Origin of the sequence: Exiguobacterium sp. SH3S1, assembly GCF_004337105.1 — a bacterium.
Taxonomy (GTDB): domain Bacteria; phylum Bacillota; class Bacilli; order Exiguobacteriales; family Exiguobacteriaceae; genus Exiguobacterium; species Exiguobacterium aurantiacum_A.
Map to the genome: position 1 here is coordinate 1 of NZ_SJUW01000021.1, position 16,904 is coordinate 16,904.

19 protein-coding genes are annotated in these 16,904 nt (G+C 53.2%); 15 read left to right on the forward strand and 4 right to left on the reverse strand.

Going from position 1 to position 16,904, the window contains the following annotated elements; genetic code table 11:
• The first annotated feature begins 352 nt into the window (after positions 1-352).
• The 3 genes from EVJ26_RS13825 to hfq all read left to right on the forward strand — a co-directional run bounded on the left by EVJ26_RS13825 (position 353) and on the right by hfq (position 2,395).
• A complete protein-coding gene (locus tag EVJ26_RS13825; RefSeq protein ID WP_131459062.1) occupies positions 353-946 on the forward strand; it encodes an AmiS/UreI family transporter in 594 nt (197 codons plus the stop codon).
• Positions 947-1,183: 237 nt separating this feature from the next.
• Positions 1,184-2,134 carry a tRNA (adenosine(37)-N6)-dimethylallyltransferase MiaA gene (gene miaA / locus EVJ26_RS13830; RefSeq protein WP_070327357.1) on the forward strand — a complete coding sequence of 317 codons (951 nt, stop codon included), beginning with the start codon at positions 1,184-1,186 and terminating at the stop codon, positions 2,132-2,134.
• A gap of 12 nt (positions 2,135-2,146) precedes the next feature.
• Positions 2,147-2,395, forward strand: a complete 249-nt coding sequence (gene hfq, locus EVJ26_RS13835; protein WP_016509830.1) for an RNA chaperone Hfq — start codon at positions 2,147-2,149, stop codon at positions 2,393-2,395.
• Positions 2,396-2,436: 41 nt separating this feature from the next.
• On the opposite strand, the gene EVJ26_RS13840 is transcribed toward hfq, so the two are convergent.
• On the reverse strand, positions 2,437-2,949 hold the full coding sequence (locus EVJ26_RS13840) for a hypothetical protein (RefSeq protein ID WP_236633493.1): 513 nt from the start codon (positions 2,947-2,949) through the stop codon (positions 2,437-2,439).
• A 157-nt stretch (positions 2,950-3,106) separates the two neighbouring features.
• Here EVJ26_RS13840 and EVJ26_RS13845 point away from each other — a divergent pair, with 157 nt between their 5' ends.
• From EVJ26_RS13845 to EVJ26_RS13870, 6 genes are all read left to right on the forward strand, one after another.
• Entirely contained in the window at positions 3,107-4,288 is a 1,182-nt protein-coding gene (locus EVJ26_RS13845) for a DNA-binding protein (protein ID WP_236635593.1), read from the forward strand.
• 15 nt (positions 4,289-4,303) lie between these two features.
• Positions 4,304-5,239: a CobW family GTP-binding protein gene (locus EVJ26_RS13850; protein ID WP_131459066.1), complete on the forward strand. Its 936-nt coding sequence runs from the start codon at positions 4,304-4,306 to the stop codon at positions 5,237-5,239.
• On the forward strand, positions 5,236-6,018 hold the full coding sequence (locus EVJ26_RS13855; RefSeq protein ID WP_131459067.1) for a 5'-3' exonuclease: 783 nt from the start codon (positions 5,236-5,238) through the stop codon (positions 6,016-6,018). Before EVJ26_RS13850 ends, EVJ26_RS13855 begins: the two co-directional genes overlap by 4 nt.
• The gene (locus EVJ26_RS13860; RefSeq protein ID WP_131470756.1) at positions 5,999-6,388 is read left to right on the forward strand and encodes a reverse transcriptase-like protein; all 390 of its coding nucleotides are present in this window, start codon (positions 5,999-6,001) and stop codon (positions 6,386-6,388) included. The genes EVJ26_RS13855 and EVJ26_RS13860 overlap by 20 nt, the downstream gene beginning before the upstream one ends.
• Positions 6,389-6,498: 110 nt before the next feature.
• Positions 6,499-7,899 carry a class II fumarate hydratase gene (gene fumC / locus EVJ26_RS13865; RefSeq protein WP_131459069.1) on the forward strand — a complete coding sequence of 467 codons (1,401 nt, stop codon included), beginning with the start codon at positions 6,499-6,501 and terminating at the stop codon, positions 7,897-7,899.
• 170 nt (positions 7,900-8,069) lie between these two features.
• Positions 8,070-9,560, forward strand: coding sequence for a GGDEF domain-containing protein (locus EVJ26_RS13870; RefSeq protein ID WP_131470758.1), 1,491 nt, complete (start codon positions 8,070-8,072; stop codon positions 9,558-9,560).
• Between the two features lie 14 nt (positions 9,561-9,574).
• Here EVJ26_RS13870 and EVJ26_RS13875 read toward each other — a convergent pair whose 3' ends face one another.
• Positions 9,575-10,060 (reverse strand): dihydrofolate reductase, encoded by a 486-nt coding sequence (locus EVJ26_RS13875; RefSeq protein ID WP_131459071.1) that lies wholly within the window; start codon positions 10,058-10,060, stop codon positions 9,575-9,577.
• Entirely contained in the window at positions 10,057-10,851 is a 795-nt protein-coding gene (locus EVJ26_RS13880; RefSeq protein ID WP_131459072.1) for a thymidylate synthase, read from the reverse strand. Before EVJ26_RS13880 ends, EVJ26_RS13875 begins: the two co-directional genes overlap by 4 nt.
• A 173-nt stretch (positions 10,852-11,024) precedes the next feature.
• Here EVJ26_RS13880 and EVJ26_RS13885 point away from each other — a divergent pair, with 173 nt between their 5' ends.
• From EVJ26_RS13885 to EVJ26_RS13895, 3 genes are all read left to right on the forward strand, one after another.
• Positions 11,025-11,549, forward strand: coding sequence for a type 1 glutamine amidotransferase domain-containing protein (locus tag EVJ26_RS13885; protein WP_131459073.1), 525 nt, complete (start codon positions 11,025-11,027; stop codon positions 11,547-11,549).
• A gap of 26 nt (positions 11,550-11,575) precedes the next feature.
• Positions 11,576-12,310, forward strand: a complete 735-nt coding sequence (locus EVJ26_RS13890; RefSeq protein WP_084812878.1) for a Bax inhibitor-1/YccA family protein — start codon at positions 11,576-11,578, stop codon at positions 12,308-12,310.
• Positions 12,311-12,390: 80 nt separating this feature from the next.
• Entirely contained in the window at positions 12,391-13,506 is a 1,116-nt protein-coding gene (locus tag EVJ26_RS13895; RefSeq protein WP_131470760.1) for an NAD(P)/FAD-dependent oxidoreductase, read from the forward strand.
• A 36-nt stretch (positions 13,507-13,542) separates the two neighbouring features.
• Here the strand turns inward: EVJ26_RS13895 and EVJ26_RS13900 are convergent, their stop codons facing one another.
• Positions 13,543-14,118, reverse strand: a complete 576-nt coding sequence (locus EVJ26_RS13900) for a TetR/AcrR family transcriptional regulator (protein WP_236635594.1) — start codon at positions 14,116-14,118, stop codon at positions 13,543-13,545.
• A 111-nt stretch (positions 14,119-14,229) separates the two neighbouring features.
• Here EVJ26_RS13900 and EVJ26_RS13905 point away from each other — a divergent pair, with 111 nt between their 5' ends.
• The 3 genes from EVJ26_RS13905 to EVJ26_RS13915 all read left to right on the forward strand — a co-directional run bounded on the left by EVJ26_RS13905 (position 14,230) and on the right by EVJ26_RS13915 (position 16,777).
• Entirely contained in the window at positions 14,230-15,102 is an 873-nt protein-coding gene (locus EVJ26_RS13905) for an ABC transporter ATP-binding protein (protein ID WP_236635596.1), read from the forward strand.
• Complete coding sequence (locus EVJ26_RS13910; RefSeq protein ID WP_131459076.1) at positions 15,103-15,900, forward strand: ABC transporter permease subunit; 798 nt, start codon at positions 15,103-15,105, stop codon at positions 15,898-15,900.
• Between the two features lie 64 nt (positions 15,901-15,964).
• Positions 15,965-16,777 (forward strand): aldo/keto reductase, encoded by an 813-nt coding sequence (locus EVJ26_RS13915; protein WP_131470766.1) that lies wholly within the window; start codon positions 15,965-15,967, stop codon positions 16,775-16,777.
• Positions 16,778-16,904: the final 127 nt, after the last annotated feature.

Genomic DNA, 16,904 nt, shown 5'->3' on the forward strand with positions numbered 1-16,904 from the left:
TGGCGCGAAACAAAACGTCAGACCTGAAAGGCATGACGTTACAGAGCGTGATGGCGATCATCGCGGTAAACCTGAAGCGGATCATCACCCTCTCAAAAGAAAAAACAGGATAAGGGCAAGGAAAAAGAGCGATTGTCCCGACTTGAGTCGGTCCAATCGCCCTTTTTTCTGTTCACGCTCGGATAGAGCGGAGGTTTTTCAGTGCCCTCTCCCACGTGGAAGAGATGTTTTTAGTTTGGAAGGTGAGTCCACCCTGTGAACGAATCATTTCCCTCTTGCGTTGAAAGCGAATCCAATGTACAGTGGACGTATCGAATCAGACGTCAGACATCTATACAAAGGAGCAATCATTGTGGGGAATATTAGTTTGTTGTTCGGCGGCGTGGCACTGTTCATTAACAGCCTCGTCCTGTTTGGGAAAGTCGATATGAAAAGTGCCGGGGTGTTCAGCCTGTTCACCGGTATGTTTCAGACGTTCATTGCGACATGGCTTGTCATCGGGGCGAGCCCGTCAGAACTGTTTGGATACGCAGGTATTTACTTGTTCGCATTCACGTATTTGTACGTCGGTGTGACGTTCATCTTTAACTTGGACGGACGCGGTGTCGGCTGGTTCTCACTGTTCGTCGCGATTTCGGCACTATTTTACGCCGTCGTCGGGTTCGCGAACGGTGACAGCATGGGCGCGGTGTCGTGGCTGTTCTGGTCGTTCCTTTGGGGATTATTCTTCTATGGGATGGCGCTGGAACGAGCGATCGACGGCGTGATAGCACGCGTCGCCTTCGTCCTCGCTTGGTTGACATTGATCGTACCCGCACTGCTCGGCTTGGCCAATTTGATGACGCCACTCTATGACGTCATTTGGTGGGCGGCGAGCGGTACGGCTGTCCTCTACTTTGCCTTCGCGATGTCGCGGTTCAAACGCCAAGTCGAGACGGCAAACTAAAAACGCTCATCCTGAGCGTTTTTAGTTTGCATGTTAAATTGTGTCTAAAGTGTGAAAAGTGGGAAAGGAGTAGGTAAAGGAGGCGGTCACAGATGAGTGATGGCTTGATTTTACTGCTCGGTTTATTAATCTGCGGTTGGATGCTGTTTGCGGTCGTATTTGATGATACAATTAAAAGAAGAATTTGACGGGCCGTTTCCTTTTTAGGAACGGTCTTTCGTTTGAGGAGTGACAGAAATGAAAAAGACACCAGTCATCGTGATCGTTGGGCCGACGGCAGTCGGGAAGACGAAGACGGGCATCGAGCTCGCCAAGGCGTTCGACGGAGAAATCGTATCAGGCGACTCGGTCCAAGTGTACCGCGGAATGGATATCGGTTCCGCCAAAGTGACGGTCGAAGAGGCGGAAGGCGTACCGCATCATTTGATCGACATTTGTGACCCGGATGAAGCGATGAGCGTCGCCAAATTTCAACGTCTCGCCCGCGCGGCGATCGACGATATCTACTCGCGCGGGAAGGTGCCGATTGTAGTCGGTGGAACGGGCCTGTATATTCGGGCGATTTTATACGATTACGAGTTCACGGAGCGACCAGTCGATACGGAACTGCGTGCAGCGCTAGAAGCCGAAGCGGAAGCACACGGCGCCGAGGCGTTACATGATCGCTTGCGTGGCCTCGACCCGAGGCGCGCGGACATCATTCATCCAAATAATGTCCGCCGTGTCATCCGTGCCCTCGAAGTCGCGCTCTCAGGTGACGAGCAGGCAATGGATAGTGCCCCATCTGAGCATTACGATTATAAGTTGTTCGTCCTGCACGCCGATCGCGACGTCTTATATGAGCGGATCAATCATCGCGTCGATTTGATGATCGAAGCGGGTCTCATCGAAGAAGTCGAGCGCTTATTGCGTGCCGGGTACCGGGAGACACAGGCGCTACGGGCCATCGGCTATAAAGAAGTCGTGCCATACTTAGACGGGAAGCTGACGCGAGAGCGGATGACCGAGACGTTAAAACAACATACACGCCAGTTTGCAAAACGGCAATTAACGTGGTTCCGTCATCAATTTGATGGGATTTGGGTAGATATGGGAAAGAAATCATTTGAACTATCGTATAAAAATATCTATGATGAGGTTGAGGAGTTTTTTCGAAAATTCCGATTATTTGAACGAGACATAGACTAGGGGGAATGCAACATGAAGGCAAGCTATAACATCCAAGATCATTTTCTGAACCAATTGCGCAAAGAGATGGTTCCGACGACCGTGTTTTTAGTCAGTGGCTTCCAAATTCGCGGAGTCATCAAATCATTTGACAACTTCACAGTGATCGTCGAGTCGGAAGGGCGCCAACAGTTGATTTATAAACATGCGATTTCGACGTTCTCGCCAGCACGGAACGTCACGTTGTTCGAACCGGAAGCGGTCGAGATGACGGAAGGTTAATTGAAGCATAAGAAAAGAGCGGCCCGGGGACCGCTCTTTTCTTATGCCGTTTTTATGTTGCGGTCATCATGGAGCGCCTCGAGGACGCGATGGATGGCGCAGCCACCGAGCAACGAGTCGAGTTGCTCGCACATTTGGGCGGGACTCGACCGATACAAGTGCGTATACGTCCGTTTCCACGAGCGGTCGGCCGACTGGATGCGGACGAGCAGGTCGGCGTGACCGAGCTCTTTCAGCTTATCGATATTCATCCGGTTCGTCCGGGCGAAGGCAGATAAGACGACCGCTTTCGCGAGCGGTGTTTGCACCGGATACCCTGAGACGATTAAAGCGGCCATCGCCCCTTTCATCTCATGCGCGACGACCGAGTCGATGAGGTCGTCGTGCGTATATGGATTTCCGGCGTGACCGGCGACTGCCTGCTCAAGCTCATTGTCTGATACGGGACAGACCGCCCCTTCAAGGATACCGTCAATCGTTGGATGGACATCTGCATAACGTGCCGCTTCCCCTGTCGCGATCAACCGTTCATACGTGTCTAGTAGTGAAATCATCATCATTCCCCCTTTTTGTAACTACTTATATCGTAACAATATAGGTAAGCGCTTTCAATATATTCCTCGCAAGTTTCTGACCAGTAACGAAAGTATGTTCGCCTCGAACGATAAAACACGATACAATGGGCAAAGAGAAGAAAAAGGGGGTCATATCATGAATTATTATCAACAGATCGACGCGGTCACAGGTAGTGGTACGTTCGACCGGGCCCGGTTTCAAGTTCCGAAAGTCGAGAAGTCGACACTTCGGCTAACGGATTTGTCGGACGGGACACCGATTCAGACGAATGCGCTCGTCAGTTCGGTCGAGGTCCGTGAAGGCAAGTCTGGCGCCAAATGGTTGCAGCTCAATTTGACGACGTCAGGCGGGCTGATCCGGGCCAAACATTGGCTACGGGGCAACGAAGACCAACTGCTACCGATTTACGAATCGGGCGTGATCGCCTTAGAAGGAAAGATCGACGTCTATCCGAAGCCGGACGGTGCCAAATCGATCACGATCGACCGGGCCCAACCGATGTCTCGTGACGAGGCGGTGTCGCTCTTGCCTGGACTTCCAGGCGACGAGACGTTCGATCAGTATGCCGAAGAGCTGTTCTCGATTTTGTCGACGCTGTCTCCGGACTATGAGGCGATCGCGCTGGCGCTCCTCGATCAATATTGGGACGATTTCGTGTTGGCTCCGGCTGCGCTCTACCATCACCACAACTACGTCGGTGGACTGTTAAAACATACAGTCTGCATGTTGCGACTCGGTTACCGCATCCAAGAGCAAGACGATTATTTGGCGACTGCGTTCCGGATCATCAAAGAAGCCGAGCAGTTGCACAAAGTAGACGTATGGAATACGATGAACGGTGTTAAAGTCGAGCAGGCGTTCCGTGGGACGTTTGAGTCGCTCTATACGGCGTGTGAGGCGATGGCAGAACTGAAAGAACCGCTCCGCTGGGACGAACTCGCGCTCGGTATCTTGTTCCATGATATCGGCAAATTGTTCGAATACAGTCATCTGTTGTCGTCACCGAGACGGTTCGAGCAGCTGTTTTACGTCACCGGCACGAGTGAGACGACAGGGATCGCCATCAATCCGATGGGGAGTCTGGTCGGTCACATGCCATACGGAGGGCTGTTGTTCGAGAAGAGTCAACAAGCCGCCGGCATCACGTTGCCGCTTGACGTCCACCACCGGATTTGGCATATGATCTTGTCCCACCACGGAAAACGGGAATGGGGTTCTAGCGTCCTGCCGGCCACGACCGAAGGGTGGCTGCTCCATTTGATCGACTTGTTGGACGCTCGCTACGAGAAGTGGGCACGGGTCCACGAAAATTTATAAAGTGAGGTGCAAGGCATGATTCCCGTGCAATTAGTGACCGGCTTTTTAGGCGCCGGAAAAACGACATATATGAACCGTCTTTTAGAAGCGACGGACGAACGATTGCTCTTGATCGTCAACGAGCTCGGCTCGGTCAACATTGACGAACAATTGATCGTCAACATGGATCAAGAACAGATCGAACTGTCGAACGGTTGTATTTGTTGTTCGATCCAAAATGATTTGAGCAAGACGTTTTATCGACTCGCCTCGCGAGGCGAGTCGTTCGATCGCATCGTCATCGAGACGACAGGTGTTGCCGACCCGGCCCCAATCATCCAGACGATTTATTACGACGATTACTTACGCTCGCGCTTTAAACTGACGGCGATTTTGACCGTCGTCGATGCGAGCCAGATGGACCGCGAACTGTTCATCGAAGGTATCCATCAAATCGCCTATGCCGATGTGATCTTGCTCAACAAAGTCGATCTCGTCAGCGAGGCCGAGCTCGAGCGTGCCCACGGCCGGATTCGTGAATTGAACCCGACCGTACGTGTCATCGAGACCGAGCAGACGGTCGGAGCGTATGAGTTACTCGAGAACACGTTCCAGCTCTCCCGCATCGATGAACGTCTGCTCGGCGAGCTGACAGCCGGACATACGTCCGTCTCGACGCTGCGGGCTATCACGATCACGACCGACGTGCCGTTAAACCGCGAGCGGGTCACGCGTTACGTCAGAGAAGTGCTCATGCACTATGAACAAGACGTCTATCGTCTCAAAGCGATTGTCCGTATTGAAGGCGAGTCTTCAAAATTTGTCGTCCAGGCGACGAACCAGTTGATGGGCGCGACGTTCGCCAATGAACCGAGCGACGATACCCGGTCTGTTTTTGTCTGGATCGGCAAAGAACTTGACCGGGAAGCGCTTGAACGCGGGATGAAAGCTTGTGAGGTGAATGAACGATGAGGTTGATGCTAGTAGATGGATTTAACTTATTATCGCGTTATTATTTTGCGACCGAACGGCGCCGGGCGCTCGACCCCGAAGTGACGTTGAAAGGTTTGCTTCGTAAAGTCGACGGCTGGACGAACGAGTTTACCCATATCGCTTTCTTTTGGGACGGACCAAGAGAGACGACCCATCGGTTCGCCTTGTTCCCCGACTATAAGGCGACCCGGACCGGTCTGCCGGAACCGTTGTTTCATGATTACGTCAAACTGCGGGCCGCCCTCACGGAACGCGGCATCTTTCAGTCCGAGCTGGCCGGGTACGAGGCGGACGATTTGATGGGGGCCGTCGCGACGGCGTTCCCCGGGGAATCGTACATGTACTCGTCCGACCGGGACTTGCATCAACTGTTATCTTCGAACGTGTTTCAAATTGTCCCTAAAAAAGGCGAGGAACTGTTGATGAGCCGGGAATTGTTCGAAGCGACGTACGGGGTGAGACCGTTACAGTTCGTCGATGTGAAGGCGCTCCAAGGCGATGCGTCGGACAACATTCCGGGCGTCAAAGGGATCGGCCCAAAGACGGCGACGATCCTCGTGCAGTCATACGATACCGTCGAGCAGTTATACGAGCTGTTGCGAACGGAACAGTTGCTTGAAGCACACCAAAAGTATGCGAAAAAATTGGACGGGCACGAAGAAGTCGCGTTGCTGTCGAAGCGTCTGTCACAAATCGATATCGACGCTCCGATCGAGACCGACTGGGAGGCGTACCGCTTTGGTTCACGTTTATTTTGACGCGGCCACGAATCAACAGACCGGGGAGAACGGGCTCGGTGTCTGGCTAAAGGCGTCCGATGGGACGGTCGTTACGTTCACAGAGAAGCGGACCGGGCTATCGAGCGTTCAAGCCGAGCTCGCGGCACTCGTCTTCGCGCTCAAACAAGCTGAAGCGCTCGAAGGGGAGTCGACGTTCCTGTTTTATTCAGACGCCGAGACAATCGTGCGTGCGCTCGAGCAACGCTTTATGAAAGACAAATCGGTCAAACCGCTATTTCTTGAGGCGTTGATCACCTACGACGAACTGCCGGTCACGTTCATCAAGTGGATCCCACGGGCAGATAACCGGGCTGACGCGGTCGCAAAGGCAGCGCTGCTTGGTAGATGAAGAAGTCGAGACGTGTCTCGACTTTTTTTCGATTCTCATAGGCGCACGTTTCTTTTTTGCAAAAATTTCGCTAAAATGAAAGCGTAGTCAAAAAAAGAGGGGGAATTTTCATGGATTATCGGATCGAACGGGACACGATGGGGGAAATCAACGTCCCAGCTTCAGCAAAATGGGGAGCACAAACACAACGAAGCTTAGAGAACTTTAAAATCGGGACGGAGAAAATGCCGCTCGAAGTCGTTCATGCGTTCGCGATTCTGAAAAAAGGCGCGGCCTTGGCCAACGCTGAATTAGGGGTCCTCGAGCAAGGCAAGGCGGACATCATCGCCGAGGTCGCAGATGAGATTGTGGCGGGTGACCATGACGCCGAGTTCCCACTCGTCGTCTGGCAGACAGGATCAGGCACACAATCCAATATGAACGTCAACGAAGTGATCGCCCACTTGGCGAACGACAAGTTAAAAGCACGCGGGCAGTCGCTGACGATTCATCCGAACGATGACGTCAACAAGTCACAAAGTTCAAACGACACGTATCCGACTGCGATGCATATCGCCGCCATCCTTGCCGTCGAGGATAAAGTCATTCCGGCGATCGAAGCGCTCCATGCGACGCTCGACAAGAAAGCCGAAACGTATATGGACGTCGTGAAGATCGGGCGCACCCACTTGCAGGACGCGACGCCGGTCACGCTCGGGCAAGAGATCAGCGGCTGGGTCCGCATGCTTGAACTATCGAAACAGATGATTGAACGGACGCTTGAACCGTTAACAGAACTCGCGCTCGGAGGGACAGCGGTCGGGACAGGCATCAACGCGCACCCGGATTTCGGTGAAGTTGTCGCTGCCAAAATTTCGACTGAGACCGGTAAACGTTTCGTGACAGCCGTGAACAAGTTCCACGCGCTCACGAGTCACGATCAACTCGTCTTCACGCACGGGGCGTTGAAGGCGCTCGCGATGGACGCGATGAAGATCGCCAACGACGTCCGCTGGCTCGCTTCTGGTCCTCGTGCCGGGATTGGTGAGATCACGATTCCTGAAAATGAACCGGGTAGCTCAATCATGCCTGGAAAAGTGAACCCGACGCAAAGTGAGGCGTTGACGATGGTCGCGGCCCAAGTGCTCGGCAACGATACGACGATCGGGTTCGGCGCGAGCCAAGGGAACTTCGAATTGAACGTCTTTAAGCCGGTCATCATGTACAACTTTTTACAGACGTGCCGTTTATTGACAGACAGCCTTCATTCGTTCGACGTTCACTGTGCCGTCGGGATCGAGCCGGATTTAGATGTGATCGCCCATAACGTCGAACGCTCCCTTATGCTCGTCACGGCGTTGAATCCGCACATCGGCTACGAAAATGCTGCGAAGATTGCCAAGCATGCCCATAAAAAAGGCATCTCATTGAAAGAGTCAGCGCTCGAGACAGGTCTATTGACCGAAGAGCAGTTCGACCAGTGGATTCGTCCGGAAGAGATGACATCACCTAATCTAAAAGTTGGAAAATAACAGGAAGAGCGGTCTTTGAACCGCTTTTTTTTTGATTTTATAGGACGTTTGAACTAGATTAATGTCAAACAATAGGAATTAAATGAGGAAATAGTTGTATTTTCGTGGGTGAAGTCGCATAATCAGAGACAGAAGCGAATATCGGGGAGAGCGAAACTGGGGGGGCGGGCATGGAGCAACATCAACTCACAGATCAAGTACATAGAATTTTGGCGAAAATCACGGAAGCTAGACAGATTCAAAAAACCGAAATCGAATTTTTATTGGATTGGATGAAAACGGAAGTCAAAAATCGTCGACTCATGCATCTGCTTGAGATTTTTAGCCGGGTCGAGTCTGACGTGCGTGAGCTGCCGCCCGTCTTGACGCAGTCAGAAGCGATTGCGTTGATTGCGCCGGTCAAACGTTATATTCATACGGTTTTGGGAATCGAACAAGAAGATGAAGACTTAGTATTGATTTTATCGGGTAGTTTCTCTACGTTTAGTCGCTACAAACCGAGAGTTGAAAAGTTAGGGGCGAGGCCGGTGTTTCTGCAGACGATCGCAGAAGCGGTCGAGTACGATTATGAAGACGTCCCGAAAGCGATCGTCATGGATGTCGAACTATGGTCTCACTTCCCAGAGCGAGACATTCAGTCGTTCGTCAGCAAAATGAAGAAACTCTATGTGCCGCTCATCGTCATCGGGACGAATGAGCATTATCGCTTGGCCGCTTATTCATACGGCTTTGATGATTACTGGGAATCGTGGATCCCGATGGAAGAACGGCTCGTCCGGCTCGGCTTACATATTGAAAAGGCACGGCTCGTCTCGAACGCGCTTCTCGTCGATGAATTGACGGGCGCTTTTAACCGTAAATACTTAAAAGCGACGTTCAGCCGGTTCGTCTCCCGGTTAGAGCGTTCCGGAGAGAGCTTCACGCTCGCACTTTTAGACATCGATCACTTTAAGCAGTTAAATGACACGTTTGGCCATGCGTATGGCGACGAAGTGTTGCATCGCATCGCCGAAGAGATCCGTCTAGCCATCCGCTCGAGCGATGAGTTGATTCGGTACGGCGGCGAAGAGTTTTTGGTCATCCTTAACGTTTCCGACCGGACCGTCGTCGACGCGGTACTTGAACGGGTCAGGACGCGGATCGAGCAGATGGAGTTTCCTTACGAGCACCATGTCACCGTGTCGATCGGTTATACGCGCGTCTGCGAGACCGGGATGACGCTCGGAGAGTGGTGCGCCTATGCCGACGAGGCCTTGTATAAAGCGAAGCGTGACGGGCGTAACCGCATCATCCGTTATTCGTCTGCAGTTCGAGAAGAGAAGCGTCTCGCTTACGTGACGATGAGCCCGCAAAAATACGCCTCACTCGCCGAACAGCTGCCGAAACAGCATCGGCGCTACGAGGTCGTCTATCGGCCGTACGACTTATACGCCTGTAACGATAACGTCGAGATGTTCATCTTAGACGAGTCAGGGTCGACCTCGACGAAAGGAACGCTATCGGCCGTGAAAGAACAACGCGGCAAGTATAGCCATATCCTTGCCGTCACGAAGCGGACGGCGACCGAGCTCGGGACGCTGTACGATGATTTGGCGGAGCAAGACCGTAACGACGTCATCACAGAAAAAATTGAGCAATGGCTTGAAAAATTACCGGATTGAAAAAGACATCGATCTCATTCGATGTCTTTTTTGTCGTATTGGCGGAACGTGAAACTATAATCATGCCGCTCATCTTTCGGATGGAACCGTTCGTCCGTGACGATGAGATTTTGCGGCGTGAGCGGGTAATACGTGTCCGCCTCGAACGTCCCGTCGACCTCGGTAATATAGAAGCGTTCGGTGACTGGCATCGTCTGTTCATAAAGCGTCGCCCCGCCGATGACCAAGAAGTCCTCGGTGTCGCGTGCGGTGAGGATGCGATCGAGGTCGTGCCAGACTTCGACATCGGGTGCTGAAAACTCACGGTTCGATGTGACGACGATGTTGCGCCGGTTTGGGAGCGCCCGGCCGATCGATTCAAACGTCTTTCGTCCCATGACGATTGTCTGACCCGTAGTGACGGCTTTGAAGTATTTCAAGTCGTCAGGCAGGCGCCAGAGCAAGCCGTTGTCTTTCCCGATTTCACGATTCGATCCACAAGCGACGACATGGATGATCATACGCTGACCGCTCCTTTAATGTGCGGGTGCGGGTCGTAACCGACGAGTTCAAAGTCCTCGAACCGGAAGTCCTCGATCGATGATACGTCACGCAAGATGTTCAGTTTCGGAAGCGGGCGCGTGTCACGCGTCAGCTGCAGCTTCACTTGCTCGAGGTGATTATGATAGATGTGCGCGTCACCGAGCGTGTGGACGAAATCGCCGACCTCAAGACCGGTCACGTGGGCGACCATGTGCGTCAACAAAGCGTATGACGCGATATTGAACGGCACGCCGAGGAACGTGTCGGCGCTGCGTTGATACAACTGGCACGACAGTTTGCCGTCGGCGACGTAAAACTGGAACAACAGATGGCACGGCGGGAGCGCCATGTCATCGAGTTGACCAGGGTTCCAAGCAGACACGACGAGTCGACGAGAGTCGGGATTCGTCTTGATCTGTTCGATCACTTGGGCGAGTTGATCGACACTCGAGCCGTCTGGTTTCGGGAACGAGCGCCACTGGGCACCGTATACCGGGCCAAGATTGCCGTCCTCATCCGCCCATTCGTTCCAGATACGGACACCGTTGTCTTGTAGGTAACGGACGTTCGTGTCGCCAGAGATGAACCAAAGCAGTTCATGGATGATCGAGCGCGTATGTAATTTCTTTGTCGTGATGAGCGGGAACCCGTCCTGCAGGTTGAAGCGCATCTGATAGCCGAACACGCTCGTCGTGCCGGTACCGGTCCGGTCTTCTTTGACGACGCCGTGGTCGAGAATATGGTTACATAAGTCGTGGTATTGTTTCATGGTAGGTGTGCCCCCTTTTCAATCATTCATCTCTAACGTTATCACATCTACCACAAGATGTAGATGATTTCTTGACTGTAAAATCGATATACAGCTACGAGACAGTGATTATTCGTTTTCGGGATGTCCGATTTCGGGTATACTAGGGAAAGACAATTAAAGGGAGGGATTCGATGAAGTTACAAGGTATGAATATTTTGCAGATCGTCAGTGACGACTTTGAAGATTTAGAACTCTGGTATCCGGTCCACCGGTTACGTGAAGAAGGGGCGAACGTCATTCTCGCTGGCGAGAAAGCGGATCACGCTTATATTGGGAAGTATGGCGTCCCGGCCAAGTCGGACGTGGCGTTCGACGACGTCGACATCTCGTCGTATGATGCGTTGCTCGTCCCGGGCGGCTGGTCGCCCGACTTGTTGCGCCGTTTCGACTCGGTGAAAGGGTTCGTCCGCTACATGGATGAGCAAAAACGGCCGATCGGTCAAATCTGTCACGCGGGCTGGGTATTGATTTCAGCCAACATTCTTCAAGGCGTCAACGTGACGAGTACACCGGGCATTAAAGACGACATGGAAAACGCGGGCGCGATCTGGCACGATGAGCCGGTCGTCGTCGATGGCCATATCGTCTCGAGCCGTCGTCCGCCAGATCTGCCCGACTATATGCGTGAGTTTATCAAGGTCATGACCAAAAACTGAAAAAAGAATAAAGGAGATTTCTACAGTTGAACTTAAAATCTAACCCAATTCTCCGTAAATCGATGGAGTCGACTGCTTATAGCACAGAGCCGATGACGAAAGCCGGTACGTGGTCGAAAGTGTTCACGTTGCTCTTGCTCGTGACGGCCGCGGCTGGTACGACATGGCTGCTCGTTCCGACGATCGGGGAAGCGCTCTTGTTCCCACTCATGATCGGCTCGCTCATTCTTGGCTTGATCATGGCGCTCATCATCACCTTCAAACCGAACACGGCGCCTGTCGTCGCACCACTCTACGGCATCGTCGAAGGGGTGTTCGTCGGTTCGATTTCGTACTTCTTTGAAGCGATGGCACCGGGCATCGTCGGTCGCGCCGTCTTGACGACATTTATCGTCGCGTTCGCGATGTGGTTCGTCTATTCGACCGGGCTCGTCAAAGTGACGCAAAAGTTCCGGGCCGGTGTCACGGCCGCGATCTTCACGGTCATGCTATTGTATCTCGTCCAGATCGGCATGAGTTTCTTCGGTTCCGGACTTCCGTTCATGACGGGGTCGTCACCGCTCGCGATCGGTGTCCAGTTCGTCATCGTCATCATCGCCTCACTCGCGCTCGTCCTCGACTTCGACTATATCGCACGTCAAGTCGAAGCCCGGGCACCGAAGCAGTTGGAATGGGTGGCGGCGTTCGGATTGATTGTGACGCTCGTCTGGCTCTATATCGAATTGCTCGACTTATTGTACCGCCTCGCGATGCGAGACTGATCATCGGCCTTGGGCCGATGATTTTTTTAGGAAGACAGGAAAGGATGTGACCGCCCTCGCGATTAAAGGGGGCGAAACTTATGAAAAAAATTATTATCATCGGTTCGGGCATCGTCGGCATCTCGGCTGCCTATCATTTGGCCGGGAAAGCCGACGTCACCGTCATCGATCGAAAAGAAGTGGCCCGGGCGACCGACGCGGCCGCAGGCATCGTCTGTCCGTGGATCGCCCAACGCCGCAATAAAGCCTGGTACGCGCTCGCCAAAGGCGGTGCCCGCTATTATAGAGACGTCGTCGCCGAGTTAATGAATGAGGGTGAGCGTGATACCGGCTATAAACGCGTCGGGACGCTCGCGTTGCATGAAGACAAGAAGTTGAACGAGATGCTTGAGCGGACGACGCTGCGCCGGGAAGAGGCACCAGAGATCGGTGAGTTAACTCGACTGTCGGCTGAAGAGGCGAAAGTTCTTTTCCCACCGCTGTCAGATGAATACGATGCGCTCCTCGTCGAGGGCGGGGCCCGCGTCGATGGCGAGAAGTTGCGCGCGGCGCTCGAACGTGTCGCCGTCAAACGTGGCGTGAAACTTATCGACGGCTCTGCCGTTCTCGTCGAAGAAGACGGCTATCACGTCGAATGTGACGGCGTCCGCTACGATGCGGACGAAATCATTTTGGCGTGTGGGGCCTGGTTGCCTGAACTGCTCGAGCCGATCGGTTATACGGCACGCGTCTCGGGGGAGAAAGCGCAAATCGTCCACGTCCAGTTACCAAACGTCGATGCGTCAGATTGGCCGGTCGTCATGCCGCCGCGACGCCGGTATTTGCTCGGGTTCGAAGGGGGTCGGGTCGTCATCGGTTCGACGCATGAGCGGGGCAAGGCGTTCGACGCACGCCCGACGGCGATCGGTGTCCATGAAGTGCTCGCAAAAGGTCTGGAGTCGGCGCCTGGCTTAGCAGAAGCCGAATTGATCGAGACGCGTGTCGGTTTCCGTCCGGTCACACCGAACTCGATCCCGATTCTCGGTCGTGTGCCGGGGGCAGAGAAATTACTCGTCGCCAACGGTCTCGGTTCATCGGGCTTGACGGTCGGCCCGTTTATCGGCAAAGTGCTTGCAGACTTGGTGCTGACGGGAGACTGCGAACTTGATCTGTCGCTTTATCCGATAGAAGACCATGTCTACCGACAACTGCAGTGAACGAAACAGGCGACAATCCGCGGATTGTCGCCTGTTTTAACGGCTTCGTCGCATGATCCCGTGCAAGAAAAAATGAAAATACTCCTGCATCGTCTCGGTCATTTCGTGCGAAGTGAAATCTGGATCTGATAAAACTGCCTGTTGCATCAAGCGAACGTAACGAAGGTAAGCATCGGTCGATACGTCTGGGTCGATCGCCCCGGTCGTCTTGCCGTACTCGATCAAGCTTCGAAACGCGGCATAGCCACGGGCCGCGAGTTGTTGCCATGACGGGTCGGCCGTGACGATTGATAACACCGCGTCATCGAACAATGCCGCCGATTCAATTTTCCGTCTTAATATCTCAATCAGTAACTCCTCGAACGGGATGTGTTCCCCGATGCGCTCCTCGATCCAGCCCATCTCATCTTCGGTCAGACGCGTGAGCACTTGAAGGACGACTTGTTCCTTCGAGCCGAAGTAATTGTAAATTGAGACAGGTGAGACTGAGGCAGAGCGGGCAAGTTCACTGATCGTGAAGCGTGACTGCTTCTCGCCCATCAGCGACTTGGCGGCATCAAGTATGGCCCGTTGTTTCGTCTCTGTCCGTTTCGTAAAACCGTCCACCTTCATCCCTCTTCTCCATTGTTTTGTAATCAATATACCATTTCCATTTCAAAAAATAACGTGATATACTAGTTTTGTAATCATATCATGTTTATATTTCAAAAAGGAGAGGGCGAAATGATCCAAATTGAAAAGTTGACGAAACGGTTTGACCAGACGCACGGCATTTTCGACGTCTCGTTCCGTGTCGAGCCCGGCACCGTTTTCGGCTTCATCGGTCCGAACGGGGCCGGGAAGTCGACGACGATTCGTCATTTGATGGGACTGCTCCACGCCGACTCAGGGAAAGCGACCGTGATGGGGCATGACTGCTGGAAGGAGACCGAGACGGTGAAGGCGCTCGTCGGCTATTTGCCAGGTGAGATCAACTACCCGCAAGACATGACCGGGGAAGAAGTCATTCGTCTCACGAGACGTCTTCACGTGACGAGTGCGGAGCGGGAGCGTCAATTGCTCGACGTGTTCGCTTTCGATACGGGTTTGAAAGTCCGGAAGATGTCGAAAGGGATGAAGCAAAAACTCGCCATCGTCACGTGTTTCATGAAAGACGTTCCTGTATATGTCCTCGACGAGCCGACGAGCGGGCTCGACCCGCTCATGCAAGAGCGTCTCGTCGAATGGGTGCTCGCTGAAAAAGCGGCCGGGAAAGCGATTTTGATGAGCTCGCACCACTTCCCGGAGATGGAGAAGACGTGTGACCGGGCCGCCCTCATCCGCGACGGCCGGATGATCATCGAAGAAGAGATGGCGGAGCTGAAACGGCGAAGCAAAAAGACGTATCGCATCGGCATGAAAGACGAGGCGGCGGCGATCAAATTGAGCGAACAGATCGGGACACGTGAACAGACATTCGTCACGGTGTCGTTATCGACGTCAGAAGAGTTGAACGGCTTGATCGAGCTGCTCGCCCGTCACGACATCGCGTCTTTGACGAGCGGCACCGACGAACTCGAGCACATGTTCATGCAATATTACGGGGAGGCGACTTAAATGGTACTCGTATCGTCACTGTTCAAGCAAAATCGGGGTTGGATATTAGGTTACGCGCTCGGGACGAGTGTGTACTTGTTCTTCTTGGCGGCCATCTTCCCATCGATTCAAGAGACCGGCCTGATCGAAGGGAAGCTCGATTCACTACCGCCAGAGCTGCTCGACGTGTTCAAGATCGACCCGAATCTCGCGATGGACAACGTCATCAACCTGCTCGCCGGGAACTATTATGGGCTCATCTTCTACGTGCTCGCCATCTTGTTCGCGTTGACGTTCGCGTCAAGGCTCATGGCCAAACCGGTCGACTCGGGCGAGGTCATGCTCTACATGGCGGCCCCGATTTCAAGAAGCGGCTACGTGACGGCGAGTATCGCCTTGCTGGTCATCGCGACCGTCTTGTTCGTCGGGTTGAACGGGCTAAGCCTCATGCTCGCGAACGTGTTGTTCGACTTAAACATCGATAGCGGTCTGTTGTGGACGTTGCAACTCAACGCCGGTCTCATCTTGCTCGTCCTCGGGTCGCTCGCTTACGTGCTCGCGAGCCTGTTCGATGACAGCACCCGGTCGTACATGGTTACGGGCGGCATCTTTTCAATCTTCTTGATTGCCAACATCTTCTCAGGCTTCAGCGATCAACTCGACTGGTTGCGAAACCTGTCGATGTTCTCTCTATTTGACGCGAACGCATTGATTCAAGGCGATTCGGTTTGGTTGTCGTTGTTTTGGCTGACAGCGCTGAACGTGTTGATCATCGTCACTTGCTATGGCTGGTTCACACGGAAAGACTTGACGATTTAGTTTTTCGGAATAAGATGTCGGGTATGTTACAATCAGCTCGACAGATTAGAAAGGGGAATGATTTATGCAACTCGCAACGTTACGAAACGGCGTTCAAATCCCGATGATCGGATTTGGCGTCTGGCAAGTAGACAATGAGACCGAGGCACCGCAAGCTGTCGCCGAGGCGTTGAAAGTCGGGTACCGCCACATCGATACGGCGGCTATCTATAAAAACGAAGAAGGCGTCGCCAAAGGGATTATGACTTCAGGCGTCAACCGCGCCGACATCTTTTTGACGTCGAAGATTTGGAACGAGGACATTCGTCAAGGACGGACGAAGGATGCGTTCGACGAGTCGCTCGCTCGCCTCGAGACCGACTATTTGGACTTGTGCCTGCTTCACTGGCCGGTCGACGGTTTCGTCGCCGCTTGGAAAGATCTTGTCGACTTGTATGAGGCCGGAAAAATCAAAGCGATCGGCGTCTCGAACTTCAAAGAGCATCATCTTGAAGCGTTGAAAGAAGCGGGTCTGATGACGCCACTCATCAACCAAGTCGAACTTCATCCGCAACTCCCGCAACCGGACCTCGTCGAGTACTGCCAAGATGAAGGTATTCAAATCGAGGCGTGGAGCCCGCTCATGCAAGGAAAATTCCTCGATGTCCCGGTGTTTGCCGAAATCGCTGACAAGCATGGGAAGACACCGGCCCAAGTCGTCCTCCGTTGGCACTTAGAGACAGGGAACGTCGCCTTGCCGAAATCGGTCACACCACACCGGATCGAAGAAAACTTCAACGTCTTCGACTTCACACTCGATGCGGACGATATGGCGAAAATCGATGCGGTCGCGACACATGAACGCATCGGTCCAGACCCTGATACTATCGAATTTTAACATAATTAAGCGAGAATTCTCCCACCTCTAAGCGTCTGGGGCGAGGCCCAGCGTAGGTGGGAGATGAATCGCCCGTACATAAACCTCTTGGCCACCCCTGTGACAGATATGACGAACATAAGTTCGT

Coding starts and splice junctions, on each gene's coding strand:
- miaA (WP_070327357.1), top strand. CDS start 1,184: ATGAAAAAGACACCAGTCATCGTGATCGTTGGGCCGACGGCAGTCGGG.
- hfq (WP_016509830.1), top strand. CDS start 2,147: ATGAAGGCAAGCTATAACATCCAAGATCATTTTCTGAACCAATTGCGC.
- EVJ26_RS13840 (WP_236633493.1), bottom strand. CDS start 2,949: ATGATTTCACTACTAGACACGTATGAACGGTTGATCGCGACAGGGGAA.
- EVJ26_RS13845 (WP_236635593.1), top strand. CDS start 3,107: ATGAATTATTATCAACAGATCGACGCGGTCACAGGTAGTGGTACGTTC.
- EVJ26_RS13850 (WP_131459066.1), top strand. CDS start 4,304: ATGATTCCCGTGCAATTAGTGACCGGCTTTTTAGGCGCCGGAAAAACG.
- EVJ26_RS13855 (WP_131459067.1), top strand. CDS start 5,236: ATGAGGTTGATGCTAGTAGATGGATTTAACTTATTATCGCGTTATTAT.
- fumC (WP_131459069.1), top strand. CDS start 6,499: ATGGATTATCGGATCGAACGGGACACGATGGGGGAAATCAACGTCCCA.
- EVJ26_RS13870 (WP_131470758.1), top strand. CDS start 8,070: ATGGAGCAACATCAACTCACAGATCAAGTACATAGAATTTTGGCGAAA.
- EVJ26_RS13875 (WP_131459071.1), bottom strand. CDS start 10,060: ATGATCATCCATGTCGTCGCTTGTGGATCGAATCGTGAAATCGGGAAA.
- EVJ26_RS13880 (WP_131459072.1), bottom strand. CDS start 10,851: ATGAAACAATACCACGACTTATGTAACCATATTCTCGACCACGGCGTC.
- EVJ26_RS13885 (WP_131459073.1), top strand. CDS start 11,025: ATGAAGTTACAAGGTATGAATATTTTGCAGATCGTCAGTGACGACTTT.
- EVJ26_RS13895 (WP_131470760.1), top strand. CDS start 12,391: ATGAAAAAAATTATTATCATCGGTTCGGGCATCGTCGGCATCTCGGCT.
- EVJ26_RS13900 (WP_236635594.1), bottom strand. CDS start 14,118: ATGAAGGTGGACGGTTTTACGAAACGGACAGAGACGAAACAACGGGCC.
- EVJ26_RS13905 (WP_236635596.1), top strand. CDS start 14,230: ATGATCCAAATTGAAAAGTTGACGAAACGGTTTGACCAGACGCACGGC.
- EVJ26_RS13910 (WP_131459076.1), top strand. CDS start 15,103: ATGGTACTCGTATCGTCACTGTTCAAGCAAAATCGGGGTTGGATATTA.
- EVJ26_RS13915 (WP_131470766.1), top strand. CDS start 15,965: ATGCAACTCGCAACGTTACGAAACGGCGTTCAAATCCCGATGATCGGA.